General features: G+C 60.2%; 14 protein-coding genes. 10 read left to right on the top strand and 4 right to left on the bottom strand.

Annotated elements, in window-relative coordinates; genetic code table 11:
* Positions 1-203 precede the first annotated feature (203 nt).
* Together Q1K07_RS16020 and Q1K07_RS16015 are read right to left on the bottom strand one after the other, a co-directional pair.
* On the bottom strand, positions 204-1,856 hold the full coding sequence (locus Q1K07_RS16020) for a thiamine pyrophosphate-binding protein (RefSeq protein ID WP_300313030.1): 1,653 nt from the start codon (positions 1,854-1,856) through the stop codon (positions 204-206).
* A gap of 55 nt (positions 1,857-1,911) precedes the next feature.
* Positions 1,912-2,229, bottom strand: a complete 318-nt coding sequence (locus Q1K07_RS16015) for an NIPSNAP family protein (RefSeq protein ID WP_300313028.1) — start codon at positions 2,227-2,229, stop codon at positions 1,912-1,914.
* Between the two features lie 208 nt (positions 2,230-2,437).
* Here Q1K07_RS16015 and yiaK point away from each other — a divergent pair, with 208 nt between their 5' ends.
* The 4 genes from yiaK to Q1K07_RS15995 all read left to right on the top strand — a co-directional run bounded on the left by yiaK (position 2,438) and on the right by Q1K07_RS15995 (position 6,688).
* A complete protein-coding gene (yiaK, locus tag Q1K07_RS16010; protein ID WP_300313025.1) occupies positions 2,438-3,451 on the top strand; it encodes a 3-dehydro-L-gulonate 2-dehydrogenase in 1,014 nt (337 codons plus the stop codon).
* Between the two features lie 194 nt (positions 3,452-3,645).
* Positions 3,646-4,614, top strand: coding sequence for a tripartite tricarboxylate transporter substrate binding protein (locus Q1K07_RS16005; protein ID WP_300313023.1), 969 nt, complete (start codon positions 3,646-3,648; stop codon positions 4,612-4,614).
* Positions 4,615-4,678: 64 nt separating this feature from the next.
* The gene (locus tag Q1K07_RS16000) at positions 4,679-5,170 is read left to right on the top strand and encodes a tripartite tricarboxylate transporter TctB family protein (protein WP_300313021.1); all 492 of its coding nucleotides are present in this window, start codon (positions 4,679-4,681) and stop codon (positions 5,168-5,170) included.
* A 3-nt stretch (positions 5,171-5,173) separates the two neighbouring features.
* On the top strand, positions 5,174-6,688 hold the full coding sequence (locus Q1K07_RS15995; RefSeq protein ID WP_300313019.1) for a tripartite tricarboxylate transporter permease: 1,515 nt from the start codon (positions 5,174-5,176) through the stop codon (positions 6,686-6,688).
* Positions 6,689-6,790: 102 nt separating this feature from the next.
* Here the strand turns inward: Q1K07_RS15995 and hmpA are convergent, their stop codons facing one another.
* Positions 6,791-7,966 (bottom strand): NO-inducible flavohemoprotein, encoded by a 1,176-nt coding sequence (gene hmpA / locus Q1K07_RS15990; RefSeq protein WP_300313016.1) that lies wholly within the window; start codon positions 7,964-7,966, stop codon positions 6,791-6,793.
* Positions 7,967-8,203: 237 nt separating this feature from the next.
* Here hmpA and norR point away from each other — a divergent pair, with 237 nt between their 5' ends.
* The 5 genes from norR (at position 8,204) to Q1K07_RS15965 (ending at position 14,282) form a co-directional block, all read left to right on the top strand.
* Positions 8,204-9,766 carry a nitric oxide reductase transcriptional regulator NorR gene (gene norR / locus Q1K07_RS15985; protein WP_300313014.1) on the top strand — a complete coding sequence of 521 codons (1,563 nt, stop codon included), beginning with the start codon at positions 8,204-8,206 and terminating at the stop codon, positions 9,764-9,766.
* A 153-nt stretch (positions 9,767-9,919) separates the two neighbouring features.
* On the top strand, positions 9,920-10,951 hold the full coding sequence (locus Q1K07_RS15980) for an amino acid ABC transporter substrate-binding protein (RefSeq protein ID WP_300313011.1): 1,032 nt from the start codon (positions 9,920-9,922) through the stop codon (positions 10,949-10,951).
* Between the two features lie 171 nt (positions 10,952-11,122).
* Entirely contained in the window at positions 11,123-12,298 is a 1,176-nt protein-coding gene (locus Q1K07_RS15975; RefSeq protein ID WP_300313008.1) for an amino acid ABC transporter permease, read from the top strand.
* Between the two features lies 1 nt (position 12,299).
* Positions 12,300-13,403, top strand: coding sequence for an amino acid ABC transporter permease (locus Q1K07_RS15970; RefSeq protein WP_300313005.1), 1,104 nt, complete (start codon positions 12,300-12,302; stop codon positions 13,401-13,403).
* 150 nt (positions 13,404-13,553) lie between these two features.
* Positions 13,554-14,282: an amino acid ABC transporter ATP-binding protein gene (locus tag Q1K07_RS15965; protein WP_300313138.1), complete on the top strand. Its 729-nt coding sequence runs from the start codon at positions 13,554-13,556 to the stop codon at positions 14,280-14,282.
* 143 nt (positions 14,283-14,425) lie between these two features.
* Here Q1K07_RS15965 and Q1K07_RS15960 read toward each other — a convergent pair whose 3' ends face one another.
* Positions 14,426-15,343, bottom strand: coding sequence for a LysR substrate-binding domain-containing protein (locus Q1K07_RS15960; protein ID WP_300313002.1), 918 nt, complete (start codon positions 15,341-15,343; stop codon positions 14,426-14,428).
* A gap of 264 nt (positions 15,344-15,607) precedes the next feature.
* On the opposite strand from Q1K07_RS15960, the gene Q1K07_RS15955 reads away from it, so the two are divergent.
* Positions 15,608-16,948: a VOC family protein gene (locus tag Q1K07_RS15955; RefSeq protein ID WP_300312999.1), complete on the top strand. Its 1,341-nt coding sequence runs from the start codon at positions 15,608-15,610 to the stop codon at positions 16,946-16,948.
* Positions 16,949-16,951: the final 3 nt, after the last annotated feature.

Raw genomic sequence — 16,951 nt, 5'->3', positions numbered from 1 at the left:
CAAGGTATCTGTCCCAGCATGTCGTGAGCGTCGGTTGAGTAAAATCCTGCTTTACTTGCGTTCACGTGAGCCATGGCTGACGTAAAAGGAGAGGGGAGATATTGATTTCCCCTAAGGCCGGACTAGATGTCCAACCTTGAGGAGAGGATCAATCAAAGGGGCCTATTACCCCGTGCCATCGGTCCTGAGAAAGCCCGATTCTTTCAAGCCTCCTTCTCCAGACGCAACCGCGGGGAAAGTGCCTCTCGATCGACGCGCAGCTCGAGGATTGCCGGGCGACCCGCCTGGCGGGCTCGATCCAGTGCCGATGCTATCTCCTTGTCTTCACGGATGACCTCGCCATAGCCGCCATAGGCCTGCGCCAGGGCGGCAAAATCTGGGTTGACGAGATCCGTCGCGGAAGGTCGTTGTGGATAGCGGCGCTGCTGATGCATGCGAATGGTGCCGTACATGCCGTTGTTGGACACCAGCACGATGATGTTGGCGCCATACTGGCAGGCAGTACCGAACTCCTGGGATACCATTTGAAAGCAGCCGTCCCCTGCCAGGCAGATCACTTCCCGTTCGGGATAGCGCAGTTTGGCTGCCACGGCAGCGGGCAGGCCGTATCCCATCGAGCCCGAGGTAGGAGCCAGTTGGGTGCGAAAATCGCGATAGCGATAATAGCGATGCAGCCATGCGGAGTAGTTACCTGCTCCGTTAGTCACAATGGCGTCGTCTGGAAGGGCCTCATTGAGATGATGAATCAAGGTCTCCATGCGTAACGCCCCCGGTGTCGGCTCCGAAACCTGCCAGGCATCGTAGTCGGCCCGCGCTGCTTCCAACCAGGCTCGTCGATCATTGCGCGGAGGCACGGCATGCTCAGCCAACTGCTGTACCATCATTCCGGCCTTGGCCACCACCGGCAGATCTGGACGATAGACCCGACCAAGCTCGTCGGCATCGGCGTGTATGTGGATCAGGCGCTGCCGGGACCTGGGCGGTGTCAGCAGCGTGTAGCCGCTGGTGGTCATTTCACCGAGTCGGGCGCCCAGTGCCAGCACCACATCCGCCTCCTTGATGCGCTCGGCCAGTGCTGGATTGATGCCGATACCAACATCACCCACATAGTTGGGATGGCGATTGTCGAGGTAGTCCTGGCAACGAAAGGAGGCGCCAACCGGCAATTGACAACGCTCAGCGAACTGCCCCAATGCCCGTGCGGCAGCCTGTGACCAGCCGCTGCCACCGACAATGACCATGGGCCGTTCGGCCTCGTTCAGTGTCTCGATGACGGCCTGGACATCCTGCTGATCGGCCCTGCCGCTAGGAAGATTGGCCGCGGGCAGCACGTCGGCTTCGCAATGGCTCGACAGCATGTCTTCCGGCAGGGCCAGTACCACTGGGCCAGGGCGACCACTCTGGGCGACATGGAAGGCATGGCTGACGTATTCCGGAATGCGATCCGCCCGGTCGATGGTGGCAACCCACTTGGCCAGCGGCGCAAACATTGCCCCGTAGTCCACTTCCTGGAAGGCCTCCCGGTCACGCTGGTCGCTGGCGACCTGACCAATGAACAGAATCATCGGCGTCGAGTCCTGGAAGGCTACGTGTACACCACTGGAGGCATTGGTCGCGCCGGGTCCCCGGGTCACGAAGGCCACCCCCGGCTGGCCGGTGAGCTTGCCGTCGGCCTCGGCCATCATGGCGGCACCGCCTTCGTGGCGGGCGACAATGGTGTCGATCTCAGCATCATGCAAGGCGTCGAGAGCGGCAAGATAGCTTTCGCCAGGTACACAGAAGACTCGCTCGACGCCCTGGGCGGCGAGGGCCTTGATGAGCACCTGACCACCGTGGGCACTGGTGTGAGAGGTCATGGCATTGTCCCGTCGGGAGAGAGTGGCTGCTGGAAGTATGGCAGTAGAGGCCCGCTTACAGCGGCGAAAATGACGTTGAACGCAGCAGCTTGTTGCACTGGTGCTGGACGTTGCCAGCTTCCGCGCTCTTCTTGCGGTAGGCGATCCACTCTGGGTCCTGCTCCATGGCGGTGCGGCGCCGTTCACGGTCTGCCGCGGAATCGTATCCCCACAGGTGGACAACCTGATTATGGGTGCCTGTTTCGGTCACGAAGTAGCCGATGAGATTGCCCAGATGACGTTTCTGAATGGGCAGGCCTTCGCGCTCGTAGAGTTCGAGAAAGGCGTTGAGGCGGCCGGGAACCATGGTGTAGGTGCGTAGATCGACGATCATGTGGCTTCCTGATGGGTGAATGTGGAAAAAGATGCATGAGAAGTTCTTCTATTAGTAGTACATATGATCTTTGTATGCGAGTTCGACCATAGTGGGGGGCTGGGTGCGCTGATCTGGGCGTCCACTAAAGTTGCATACCGCTCAGAGAAGGCGGGGTCTATGTTGTCCTTGGCTGTCATTTGTATGATGTATTATTTAAGGATCTGTCGTGGCTGAGATTCCCTTCATTGAGCTGGAAAAGCGTCTCGAGCGAATCCTCCGAGTGGCTGGGTTAGGCGCAGAGGATGCCGCTCTCTGTGCCCGTGTGCATGCCGAGTCGACGCGGGATGGCGTGGTCTCCCACGGCGTAGGCCGCATCCCTAGGTTCGTCGACTATCTCGCCAGGGGGTGGGTGGATCCGCAGGCGACTCTGACACCGGTCACTCGCCTGGATACCCTGGAGGTTCTCGATGGCGGGCAGGGTATTGGTGTGTGCCACGCTCTCACCGCCACTGAGCGTGCAATGGCGCTGGCCAGCCAGCATGGCATGGGGCTGGTCGCGCTTCGCAACACCACGCACTGGATGCGCGGTGGTACCTATGGCTGGCATGCCGCAGAGCAAGGGTATGCCGCCATCATGTGGACCAATACCGAGTCCTGCATGCCGGCCTGGGGCGCCAGGAGTCAGAGCATCGGCAACAACCCGCTGGTCATGGCCGTGCCCTCGAAAGAGGGGCCGCTGGTGCTGGACATGGCCATGTCGCAGTTTTCCTACGGCAAGCTGACCACCCTGTCCGAGGCCGGAGAGAGGCTACCGGTGGATGGGGGCTTCGATGAGCAGGGGCGTCTCAGCCGCGACCCCGGCGTGATTGCTGCCACTCGGCGACTGTTGCCGACCGGCTACTGGAAGGGCTCTGGCCTGGCCATCCTGCTGGATGCCCTGGCCGCGCTGCTGTCCCAGGGCAATGCCAGTCATCAGATCGACCGTATCCAGCGCGGCAGCGGTACGGGGTGCTCCCAGATTTTCATGGTTTTCGATCCTCGGCATCTTGGTGGCCTGGAGGCCTGTGAGGCGCTCTGCGCCGGAATTGCCGATCATCTTGCTGCCAGCGAGCCGGATGAAATGGGACGACAGGTTCGCTGGCCAGGGCAGGCGACGATGAACCACCGACGACAGGGCTCGGATGAACTCGTTCATATTCCAGATGACACCTGGCAGGCCGTACTGGCGCTGCCTGTCTGATGATGGACGCTGAAAATCGCAGCTCTGATGGGTTATGCAGACAGCGGCAGAGATATCCGTTGGTACAGCGATAACCGTTGTTGCTGCAGAACAGTTGCTACAGAGAGTAGTTGCTACAGAGAGAACAGTCGTTTTCGCAGCTCAGGCCGGTACGTCCGACTGAAACCCAATAACAATCCAAGGGAGTCAACGCCATGCACAAGTCAATCCCGGTTCTAGGGCTGGTGGCCCTGATCAGCGCTACCGCGGCACACGCCGATTATCCGCAACGCGACGTCCGCATGATCGTGCCCTGGGGCGCAGGCGGCGGTACTGACGGTATCGTGCGCAAGATATCCAGCCTCGCTGAAGATTCGCTTGGCGGCACCATCTATGTGGAGAACATCGAAGGCGGCATGAGTGCCAATGGTCTGGTGCAGGCGCTTGGTGCCCGGCCTGATGGCTATACCCTGGTCGCTCTGACCTACGATAGCGTGGTGACGATTCCCTGGCAGGGCATGCTGGCCGGATACGATATCGACAAGCTTGATCTGGTCGCCCGGATTACCAGCGAACCGGATTCCATCGTGGTTCCCGATGGCTCGCCATATGCCAGCCTCGAAGAGTTGGTTGCCGCGGCCAAAGAAGCCCCCGGCGAGATCCGTGCTGGTATCCAGAACATGGGCAGCCGCACCCACTTGACGCTGCTCCAGCTCCAGGATCAGGCCGGCGTGACATTCAAGGTGGTGTCCTATCCCGGTGGTGCGGCGCCACAGAAAGAAGCGCTGCTCAATGGGGAAGTGGATTTTGCCCTCACCAGCCTGGGCGATTTCGAGTCGCTGATCTCATCGGGGGACGCGCGTGGCCTGGTGGAGTTCACTGATGTGCAGAGCGAGAGCTTCCCTGATGTTCCTCCGGCCAAGGAGTTGGGCTACGACATCCAGATGGGCAGTTTCGTGATTCTGGCGGCGCCCGCCAATACGCCGGACGAGGCCATCTCTGCTCTGGAACAGGCTTACCAACAGGCTTACGACAGCGAGGAATTCCAGCGCTGGTTGGTCGATGTCGGGGTGACACCCAACTGGTTGGGTCATGACGAGGTTACCGACTGGGCACAGACGACGCAGCAGGCGCTCTTTGGTCGTATGGATGAGCTCAAGAAAGCGGGGCTGCTGGGGCAATGACCCCGATCAACGTCAACCCCGTCATGCTCGAGCATGGCGGGGCACCATTCCATGAGGTCCGGTCATGAAAATTCTGTCCTGGTTGGGCAGCAGCACGGGAGTCGCCGTGCTGCTGCTGGCCCTGACCCTGGTCTATCTGGTAGCGGCATTGGGCATCGCGCCACCGATCAGCAACGGCAATATCACCGCTTCTTTTTTCCCGGTGGTACTTGGCTTGATCATGCTGGTGGCATTGGGGACGTCAGTACTGGGGGGGCGGCGCAAGACGGCTGCCGAGAGTGAAGACGAGCCATCCACAGAGGCGGATGCCAGCACGTCATTCGGGCCCCTCGCGGTGGTGGTGCTGACTGCCGCCTATATCGCGCTGTTCTCATTGCTGGGGTACTTCATCAGCACCGCACTCTATGCCTTTGCCATGACCCTGGTGTTCAGCGCCGGGCGTCCCGGTCGACAGCAACTACTGGTCAAGGCGCTGATTGCCGTGGCCATTGCGGTGTTGGGGTACGGACTCTTCGAGTGGGTGTTCCAGGTCCGCCTACCGGTACTGTGGGGATAACACATGGACTATGTTGCTGAATTGATGCGTGGGTTTGCCGTACTCATGCAGCCCGACATTCTTCCCTACCTGATCGGTGGTTATCTGATCGGAACCTTCTTCGGGGCCGTGCCGGGGCTGACCTCGATGCTGGCTATCGCGCTATTGCTGCCGTTGACCTACAGCCTTGATATCACGGCGGCGCTGGTGGCCTGTGCCGGCATTTTCATGGCCGGCATGTGCAGTGGCAGCATTACTGCAACGACGATCAATATACCCGGTGCGCCAGCGTCGATGATGACCGCTATTGAAGGCTATCCCATGCAGCAGCGCGGGGAAGGCGCCAAGGCGCTGGGCCACGCGGCCCTGGCCTCGATGATTGGCGGTGCTCTGGGCGCGGTGTTGTTGATGGTGGTGGCGCCACTGGCCACCGACGCGGCGCTGTTGATACGCACGCCAGGCAAGTTTGCGTTGATTGCCTTCGCCCTGATCGTGATTGTCATCTCCCAGCGTGGGGCAATCTCCAAGGGACTGGTGGCAACCACACTAGGGGTCATGATTGCCACCGTCGGTATCGATGTGATGCAGCCAGTGACCAGATTCACCTTCGGTACTGCCGTGTTGATGCAGGGGATCGACATCATGCCGTTGGTGATCGGAGCCTTCGCCATCAGCGAGCTGCTGGTGCAGGCCGAGAACAAGTCAGCACGCACCGTGGAAGTCGCGGACGTCAAGGCGGCTCCGATCCGGCGTCGCGACTTCATTCCACCGTGGAGCGAGGTGCGAGAGATCGGCTTATTCCGCTATGTGAAGTGTGCAGTCATCGGCTATGCGGTGGGGGTTCTGCCTGGAGCAGGCGGGTCGATGGCGGCTTTCGTCGCCTATGCCGAGTCAATGCGCAGTTCGAAGCACCCCGAGAAGTACGGCAAGGGCTCTGTGGAAGGCATTGCAGCCGCCGAGGGGGCCAACAATGCCATGTGCAGCGGCGCTTTTGTCCCGATGCTGTCATTCGGCATACCGGGGGATCCGACAACGGCGATTGTGTTGGGGGTGCTGGTGATCAATGGTCTGCAGCCCGGGCCACAGTTCCTCGACAGCCAGATGGCCCTGATCGCTCCCATGTTCATGGCTCTGTTTGTGTCGGCCTTGATCCTGGTGCCGTTGACGCTCTACCTGCTGGGGCCCTGGTTCGTGCGCATCGTGTCGATCAGGCGGGACATACTTTATGCCAGCATCGCGGTGATCGCGCTGGTCGGCTGTTATGTGGCGACCTATTCGATCTTCCAGATGGGACTCGCGCTGTTGTTCGGTTTACTGGCCTGGCTCCTGCGTCGACATGGTTATCCGGTTGCCTGTCTGCTGCTGGGGTTCGTGCTGGGACCAAGTCTCGAGGAATACTGTCGACGTTCGTTGTCGATCTCCGACGGCAGTCCGCTGATCTTCCTGACCAGTCCGGATAGCCTGTTCTTCCTGGCCCTGACGGGAGTGTTCTATTACTTCATGGTGATACGCAAGCCACAGGCGCGCCAGCACGCCTAGGCGATATTTCTCTTCTTCTGCTGGCGCCGGATGGCACAAGGCCGCATCGTTTTCGATGCGGCCTTGTGCATTTTCACCGGGCAAAATGTTCTGCTGGTGATCTCAGGCTGCGGTGTGCAAGGGGCGGGACGGGCCGAAATGCTCGTAATGACGCTGGTTGCCGGGAACGCCGAGTTCCTCCAGATAACGATCCATCACACTCATGAATTCTTGCGGGCCGACGAAGTAGCACTGGGCCTTGTCGCTTGGCAGCAGGCGAGCCAGCACTTCCTTCTCGATGCGCCCCTGAACATCACCGCCTTCACCTTCTTCGTAGGCGACCAGGGTGGTCAGCTGGTCGGGATGCTGGGCAGCAAGCTCCTTGAGATCATGGGCAAAGGCATGATGCTGAGCACTGCGTGCCGCATGCAGGTAGCTTACCCGGCGGCCCTGCTTCAGAGCCTGACGCACCAAGGGCAGCATGGGGGTCTGGCCAACGCCGCCGCTGATCAGCACCACGGGGGTGTCACTGTCGTCCAGGGTCAGCTCGCCAGCGGGTGGCAGCAGCTCCAGCACATCACCGACCCTGGCCTGCTGGTGCAGCCAGTTGCTTACCAGGCCTTCCGGTTCCTGCTTGACCGAGATACGGTAGCCGCGGCCATCGAGCAGACCCGACAGGCTATAGTGGCGGTGTGTCGTCTGGCCGTTGATGTTCAGCTTGAGGCCAATGTACTGGCCGGGCTTGGCTTCTGCCACTGGGCCGCCATCGACGGGTTCAAGATAGAAGGAACGGATGACGTCGCTTTCCTGACGAATGTCAGCGATGCGGAAATCTCGTGTGCCTTTCCAACCGCCCTGGCTGTGGGCGAATGCATCGTAGCGCTGTGCCTCGGCGGCAATCAGCAAGTCGGCCAGGTCCTGATACAGTGCCCCCCAGGCATCGGCGATTTCCGGGGTGACGGCATCACCCAGTACCTCTCCGATGGCCGCCATCAGGCATTCGCCAACAACGGGATACTGCTCAGGCTGAATGCCCAGCGATACGTGCTTGCTGATCGCGGTGGCCATGGCGGCCTGAGCCTCGGCCGGGCGCTTGCGCAGACCCACATAGGCCAGTACCGACTGAGCCAGTGCGCGCGGCTGGGCGCCATCGCGCTGATGGGTCTGGTTGAAGAAGCTGGCCACCTCAGGGTAGCGCTCGAACATCAACGGATAGAAACAGGCGGTAATGGCATTCAAGTGTTCGGCGACAACGGGAGCAGTGGCGTCGATGATGGCGTCCTGAGCGGCTGTGGTCATGGCGTGACTCCTAGGTGTGATCATTCTCCTTTCTTGTCGCAACCCGCATGCCGACATGCCAGGCCTGCGTCATCCTGCCGCATATAGTTGCCTGCAGGCCTTGTGCCAGGCGCATTTCAGCTTCATGTCGGATAGAGACGCGTCCTGACGGCTTGTTGTTGTGATGTCAGAATGACACTACATTGATTGTCTTAATGACATTGGTGATTGTGAAATTGACAATTCAGGGGACTGACCATGGTGACGTTCATGCAGCGCCTGCGGGAACTGCTGGTGCGCCTCGGGGGAAATGATGACGATGGCCTGGTGGAAGCCTGGCAGGACCTGCTCGAGACGCTGGTGGCGGGAACCGGAGCCGATGCCAGCGCTTTACTGGTGCATCAGGGTAATGGCCTTGTGCCAGTGGCCGTGATCGGCCTGCCGGAGAGCGTGCGTGGCAAGACCTTTCTGCTGGAAGAACACCCGCGCTTGGCGGCCATTGCAGAAACGCCGCAGGTGTGCCGTTTTCCGGCTGATTCCCCGCTGCCTGACCCTTACGATGGCCTGCTCGATGAAGAGCTGAGTCAGGTGCACGATTGCCTGGGGGTTGCTCTACGTGATGGCAAGCGCCTGATCGGAATGGTGACGCTGGATGCTCTGACACCGGGGCAACTGGCATCCTTGGATGACGAAGGACTGATTGCCGCAGCCGATCTGCTTGGTACCTGCCTGTGTCTGGCCGAACGATTAGGCTCGGCACGCATGCAACTGGCGGTGACTCAGGAAACACCGCTCAAGCCATCCATCGTGAGCCGCTGGAACAGTCCGGCCATGCGTCAGCTGATGGCTTCGATAGAGCTGGTGGCTGCCTCTGACATGAGTGTGCTGGTGCATGGCGAGACTGGTGTAGGCAAGGAGCGGATTTCCCGGGCCGTGCATGAGTATTCACGTCGGGCGGATGGTCCCTTGGTCATGGTCAACTGTGCGGCATTGCCTGCCTCATTGATTGAAAGCGCTCTGTTTGGCCATCAGCGTGGTGCCTTTTCCGGGGCAACCCGGGATCATCGCGGGCATTTCGCCATGGCGGATGGCGGCACTCTGGTCCTCGATGAGGTCGGAGAACTGCCCTTGGCACTGCAGCCCAAGCTGCTCCGAGCGCTGCAGGAAGGGGAGATTCAGGCCCTGGGCAGTGAGAGGTCCCGCAGCGTGGATGTGCGTGTGGTTGCTGTGACCAACCGCGATCTGGCGGCGGAAGTCGCCGCCGGTCGTTTCCGCGAAGACCTCTATCACCGTCTCAGTGCCTTTCCGTTACGTGTTCCGCCTCTGCGCGAGCGACCGGAAGACTTGCCGCTGTTGATCGGACACTTTCTGGAAGAGAACCGCATACGTCTGGGGGTCGGTAATCTGCGTCTTGCGACGGAGACTCGGCAGGCCCTGAGCACCTGGGCGTGGCCGGGCAATGTGCGTGAACTGGAGCATGTATTGGCCAGGGCATCATTGCTGGCCGTGGCGGAAGCACCTCCTGCGGCCGATCCCAGGCGCCGAGTGGTACGAATCAACCCTCATCACCTAGGGCTCGATCCCAGCATGGGGGGACGTCAGAATGTTGCCGAATCCCTTGAAGAAGGGCACTCCATCAAGAAGCCTGAGCCAGGTAATGCTGTCGCGATGAATCTGCGGGAGGCCACGGATGCCTTCCAGCGTGAGCATATACAGCATGCCTTGGCCGAGCAGGGAAATTGGGCAGGGGCTGCCAGGGAACTGGGGGTGGATGCGGGCAATCTGCATCGCCTGGCCAGGCGCCTGGGGTTGAAGGCATGACCGGGATCACAAGTAAGGTGTAATTCGAGCTAGCGTTTAAAACCTGCGTTGACCAAGAACGTTTTGGCTCCGATAGTAAATTGCGTGATTCAGCAAATTGGCAAATCGACACAATCAGCCAATCAGCACACGCAACCGATCGGAGTTGAAAGCATGAAACGCAACAATAACAAGATGCTGATCCCTCTCTCTGTCGCTGCCCTGACCCTGGGCATGACAAGCGTAGCCTCCGCCGCGACTCTGGATGAGGTCAAGCAGCGTGGCAATCTCACCTGTGGCGTCAATGTCGGGCTCTCCGGGTTTTCCTCACCAGATGCCAGTGGTCAGTGGCAGGGACTGGACGTGGAAACCTGCCGGGCTCTGTCGTCAGCGATCTTCGGCGATCCTGACCAGGTCGAGTTCACACCGCTCACGGCCAAGGAGCGCTTCACCGCGCTGCAGTCCGGGGAGATCGACGTGCTGTCTCGCAACACGACCTGGACGGCAACTCGTGATAACTCGCTGGGGCTCAATTTCACCACTACCACCTTCTACGATGGCCAGGGCTTCATGGTGTCGAAGGATCTCGGCGTGACCAGCCTCGAGGACCTGGACGGAGCCTCCATCTGTATCCAGTCCGGCACGACTCATGAACTCAACCTGGCCGATTACTTTCCGTCCAAGGGAATCGAGATCAGTACCGTGACCTTCGATACCCCCGACCAGACGGCGTCGGGCTTTGCCAGTGGGCGCTGCGATGTGTTGACTTCCGATACCTCTCAGCTCAGTGCCTTGCGCCTGCAATTGCCCGATCCGGAAAGCGTCGAGATCATGACGCAACTGATCTCGAAGGAACCTCTCGGTCCGGTGGTTCGTCAAGGCGACGATCAATGGTTCGACATCGTAAAGTGGACGGTATACGCCATGGTCAATGCTGAGGAACTTGGGGTAACACGCGAGAATGTCGAGCAGATGAAGAATGATCCGCCGAATCCTCAAGTGGCACGTCTTCTGGGGGTGGAAGGGACCTATGGCGAGCAGTTGGGGCTCGGCAACGACTGGGCCTACAACATCATTGCTCAGGTAGGCAATTACGGTGAGGTGTTTGATGAAACCGTAGGGGCCAACTCACCACTCAAGATCAGCCGTGGCTTGAACGCGCTGTGGGATCAGGGCGGAATTCTCTACGCACCGCCGATTCGCTGAGCCCGTCCTGGCAGGTTGCGCCCCCGTGTGCGCAACCCGCCGGGACGAGCCGTGAGTAGACTGGGCTCTGCTTCATCAGGGTTGCGAGCCTCGGTCCGGTTTCTCATCTGACTGGATGATGTTGCGGGTTATCTCCGCGACATCGTCGAGTTGTTGCGCTAGAGGCCAGTCATGTCCAACCCCTCAGCCAGCCACGTCCCGTTGTGGCGGCGTCCTGCGTTCCGTGCTCTGATCATTCAGGCGTTACTGCTTGTTGGTCTGGTGGCCTTGATTACCATGATGGTAAACAATGCCCTGACTAACCTGGATGAGCGTGGCATTACCACCGGCTTTGCCTTTCTGAGCGAACGAGCCGGGTTTTCCATTCCCCAGACCCTGATCGACTTTCCCGGCAACAGCACCTACGGGCGAACCTTCATCGTCGGCCTGCTCAATACGTTGCTGGTCTCGGCCATGGGTATCGTGGCAGCGACCATCATTGGCTTTGCTGTTGGCATTGCGCGGCTGTCACCCAATTGGCTGCTGGCGCGCCTAGCGGCTGCCTACGTCGAGATATTCCGCAATATTCCGCTGCTGGTACAGATCCTGTTCTGGTACTTCGCGGTGCTCCAGGCACTACCGAGTCCACGCCAGAGCCTGTCGTTGATGGAGGCGGTGTTTCTCAATGTACGTGGTCTGGTGGTGCCGGCACCAATACCGGAAGCTGGCTTCGGGCTGACACTGGCAGCACTGGCGGTGGCGGTCGTTGCCAGTATTGCCTTTGCGCTCTACGCACGGCGTCTGCAGGAGCGAACCGGTCGGGCATTGCCGGTGTACTGGTGCGGCACGGCGATGATCATCGGTCTACCGCTGCTGGCTTTTGTCATCAGTGGCGCGCCACTGAGCTGGGAGATACCGGAACTGAAGGGCTTCAACTTTCGTGGCGGCATCACGGTCATTCCCGAGCTGATGGCGCTGTGGCTGGCACTGTCGATCTATACGGCGTCCTTCATCGCCGAGATCGTGCGCTCGGGTATTCAGTCGGTACCCTCAGGCCAGGTCGAGGCCTCGCGTGCCATCGGCCTGTCGCCGAACATCACCCTGCGCAAGGTGGTGATCCCCCAGGCCATGCGGGTGATCGTGCCGCAGTTGACCAGCCAGTATCTGAACCTGATCAAGAACTCGTCGCTGGCGACGGCGATCGGTTATCCCGACCTGGTGGCGGTCTTCGCCGGTACCTCCCTGAATCAGACCGGGCAGGCGATCGAGATCATTGCCATCACCATGGCGGTGTATCTGACCATCAGTCTTGTGGTGTCGGCGTTCATGAACATCTACAACGCCCGCACCCTGATCAAGGAGCGCTAGCATGAACGATTCCACTGCGCGAGATACCTTGATTGCGGCACGCCCGGCACCGGACATCCGCCATGGTCTGGTCGGCTGGCTGCGCTCGCGGCTGTTCAATGGCCCGGTCAACTCGATCGTCAGCCTGTTGACGCTGGCACTACTGGTGTGGGCACTGACGCCGATGGTCCAGTGGGCGCTGATCAATGCCGACTGGCTTGGCGATAGTCGCGAGGCCTGTTCCGGTGAAGGGGCTTGCTGGGTATTCATCAGTGCGCGCTTCGAAACCATCGTCTATGGCTTCTATCCCGTCGCTGAGCGCTATCGGGTCGATATCACCCTGGCATTGATGGCGGTGACCATTGCCTGGCTGGCGATTCCGCGCATGCCAGCCAAAAAGTGGGTGGTGGTCTTTGCTCTGGTCGGGTTCCCGATCATCGCCTGGTTGCTGTTGGTGGGCGGTGTGTTCGATCTGCCCCATGTCCCGACTCGCCGCTGGGGTGGCCTGATGCTGACGCTGACGGTGGCAACAGTGGGTATCGTCGGCTCATTACCGCTTGGCGTCTTGCTAGCGTTGGGGCGCCGCTCGCAGATGCCGCTGGTCAGAAGCCTGTGCATCGTCTTCATCGAGTTCTGGCGTGGCGTACCGCTGATCACCGTGCTGTTCATGGCATCGGTCATGCTGCCGCTGTTCGTGCCCAACGAGGTCGAGTTCAACAAGCTGCTGCGGGCGCTGATCGGCATCATGTTCTTCTGGAGCGCCTACATGGCCGAGGTGGTACGAGGTGGTCTGCAGGCGATACCCAAGGGCCAGGAGGAAGCCGCCAAGGCACTGGGACTCAGCTATTGGCGACGAATGGGACTGATCATCCTGCCCCAGGCGCTCAAGCTGGTGATTCCCGGTATCGTCAACACCTTCATCGCGCTGTTCAAGGACACTTCGCTGGTGTTGATCATCGGCCTGTTCGACCTGCTGGCGATCATCCGTGCAGGCTTGACCGATAGCGATTGGCTGGGCTTCGCGACGGAAGGGTATGTATTTGCGGCACTGATGTTCTGGGTCTTCTGCTTCAGCATGTCGCGCTACAGTCAGCATATGGAGCGGCGTCTGCATCGTGGCCATTGATGAGACTTGCCTCAGCCATGACCAGGCTGCTCCTAGCGCCGCCAGGCCCACAACAATTCCAATGATTCGGGAGTAAAGATGATGTCCTCTCAAGCTGCCACGTCTGTGCCGGAAGGTACATCACCAGCCTCGGCTTCCGACCAGCCGGCGATGATCGAGATATCCGGGCTCAACAAGTGGTATGGCGACTTTCATGTGCTGCGGGATATCGACCTCAAGGTCGAGCGCGGGGAGCGAATCGTCATCTGTGGACCCTCCGGCTCCGGCAAGTCGACCCTGATCCGTTGCATCAATCATCTCGAGGAGCATCAGCAGGGCGATATCGTGGTCGATGGCATGCACATGACCGAGGACGTCAAGCGCATCGAGCAGATCCGTCGCCACGTCGGCATGGTATTCCAGCACTTCAACCTGTTTCCCCATCTATCGGTGCTGGAAAACTGCTGTATCGCCCAGACATGGGTGCAGCGGCGCCCGCGGCGGGAGGCCGAAGCCACCGCCATGGAGTATCTCGAGCGGGTGCAGATCGCTGACCAGGCCCACAAGTATCCCGGTCAGTTATCCGGTGGTCAGCAGCAGCGGGTGGCCATCGCTCGGGCCCTATGTCTCAAGCCGGAAGTCATGCTGTTCGATGAGCCGACGTCGGCCCTCGATCCAGAGATGATCAAGGAAGTGCTCGATGTCATGGTCGAATTGGCCCGGGACGGCATGACCATGCTCTGTGTGACCCATGAAATGGGCTTTGCCAGAACCGTAGCCGACCGAGTGATCTTCATGGATCAGGGGCAGATCATCGAGGAAGCACCGCCGGAGACATTCTTCAGTGCGCCACGCTCGGAACGGACGCGGCTGTTCCTCAGCCAGATTCTGGGCCATTAGGGAAACACTGAATAAATAGCTACACGAAGCCAATCGCTGCGTTACGCGGTGCTCGGAATCCTCACATAGTCGGCCTATGCTCCGGTTCCTGCGCTCCGGGCGCCTTGCGCTTGAACTCGCTCACTGATTTATGCAGCGCTTCCTTAAGGGCTGGGTGGCTCGGGGAATGCAGAACACTGCGCCCGCTCGATCAGATAGTCGATGAAGTGTCTGACGTGTGGTTGCTCGCCCAGGGCTTCCGGAGTGACCAGGTAATAGGCGTCGGGAGTGGTCAGTACGTGGGGAGAGGCGAGTTGCAGTTGGCCGCTGTCCAGTTCCTCGTCGATCAGAAAGCGCGGCACCAGCCCCAGTCCAGCGCCGTTGATCAGCATCTGGATCAGGGTGTGGAAGGTCTCGACACGAGTACCGTAGTAGCTGCGTTCACTGCGGATGCCCTGACCGGCAAACCAGTGGTGCCAGGCAGCTGGGCGGGTGGCGAGGTGCAGCAGGCGACAGTCGCCGAAGGCTCGGGCGGCATCCGGCTGTCGCTCGGCCAGGTAGTGCGGGGCGGCCACTGCGACGACCTCCTCGCCAAACAATCGGTGGCATTCGAGCCCCGGCCAACTGCCATGACCATGGAACACTGCCACGTCGAGGCCTTCGCCATGCACGTCGAAGGCCTCGACACGATCGGTGAGCTGCAGGGTCAGTTGTGGGCGGGCTTCGAGGAAGGCGGGGAGATGGCGTGCCAGCCAGCGGCTGCCGAAAGTCGGCAAGGTCGCGACTTTCAGCACTTCGCCCTGGCCGCTCCAGGTCTGGATGGTATTGGTCGACATCTCGAGCTGGGCCAGAATCTTGCGCGCTTCGCTCAGGTACAGCGCGCCTTCCGGTGTCAGCACCAGACTGCGCCTCAGGCGGCGGAACAGCTTGCGTTGCAGCACATCTTCCAATTGTGCCACCTGCTTGCTGACGGCGCTCTGGGTGATGCTCAACTCTTCGGCGGCACGGGTAAAGCTGAGGTGTCGCGCCGCAGTCTCGAAGCACTGGATGGTGACCGTGGAAGGCAAGTGACGGGCTTTCATGGATAGGTACAACTTTTATGCATGAGTATGAGGGTACGGTGGAAAAGGCCATTCAGCCGTTTTTTACCTTGACGCCTTACATGAGATGCTGACTCGATATTCTCACCTCACATTCCGGAATGGAATGCAAAGCGTGCTTTTTTTCGTTTGTCCCCTATTGTCGGCTCTGTTTTCATGGGCGGTAAATCGGAGGTATGGCGTCCTGTCAGCCATGACTCCTTTCCAGCCATCACCATGTGTTCTTACATATCAGGTAGAGCCACCATGTCGTCCTCTTTCGTTTCCTCCGATGAGATTCGTGACCGCTTTTCGCGTGCTATGTCGGCCATGTATCAGACAGAAGTGCCGCAGTACGGCGCCTTGCTGGAACTGGTCGAGACCGTCAATCGCGAGACGCTGGAAGCATGGCCCGAATTCAAGGCCAGCCTTGAGGCCCGTGGTGAACTGGAGCGCCTCGGTGTCGAACGCCATGGCGCCATCCGCGTGGGAACAGCGGAGGAGCTGGCGACGTTGCGACGCCTGTTTGCGGTGATGGGCATGTATCCGGTGGGCTACTATGACCTCTCCGAGGCGGGAGTCCCGGTGCATTCCACCGCCTTTCGTCCGGTGTCTGACGCGGCCCTGGCGCGTAATCCCTTCCGCCTGTTCACTTCGCTGCTGCGGCTGGAGTTGATCGAGGATTCGGCGCTGCGCCAGCGTGCTGCCGATATTCTCGCGCAGCGCGATATCTTTACGCTGGGGGTGCGGGAGCTGATCGCCGCTTTCGAGAACGAGGGTGGATTGACCAGCGACCAGGCGGACCGGTTTGTCGCCGAGGCACTGGAGACCTTCCGTTGGCACCAGCATGCCACGGTGGATCGCACGACCTATGACGACCTGCATGCCGCCCACCGTCTGATTGCTGATGTAGTGTGTTTCCGTGGTCCGCATATCAATCACCTGACGCCGCGTACTCTGGACATTGATGAGGTTCAGCGCCGGATGCCCGCTGCCGGCATGTCGCCCAAGGCGGTGATCGAAGGGCCGCCGCGTCGCCAGTGCCCGATCCTGCTGCGCCAGACCAGCTTCAAGGCGCTGGAGGAACTGACCCATTTCCGTGGCGATGACATCGGCAAGCACACCGCACGTTTCGGCGAGATCGAGCAGCGTGGCGTAGCGCTGACCGCGCGTGGCCGCCAGCTCTATGATCAACTGCTCAATGAGGCGCGTCAGGCGGCCACTGGTGCGGACAATGAGGCTCATCAGGCGCAGTTGTCCGAGGTCTTCGAGGCCTTCCCGGATGACGACACCATCCTGCGCCGTGAAGGATTGGCTTATTTCGAATACCGTTATGCCCCAGGGCATGAAGGTGCCGAGGGTGGCCTGGAGGACCTGATCGATACTGGCAAGGTGATTGCCGAGCCGATCACCTACGAAGACTTTCTACCGGTCTCCGCGGCGGGCATCTTCCAGTCGAATCTGGGCGGTGAGGAAGGCTCCGTCGGCCAGGGCAATGCCAATCGTGAGGCTTTTGAAGCGGCTCTCGGCACACCGGTTATCGATGAGCTCAGGCTATACGCCGAGCGTGAGCAGGCATCCCGGGCCGCCCTGAAAACCAGGAAATAAGCT

It is taken from the genome of Halomonas sp., from assembly GCF_029263665.1.
Classification (GTDB): Bacteria; Pseudomonadota; Gammaproteobacteria; order Pseudomonadales; family Halomonadaceae; genus Halomonas.
This window is presented reverse-complemented; position numbering and strand designations above follow the sequence as displayed.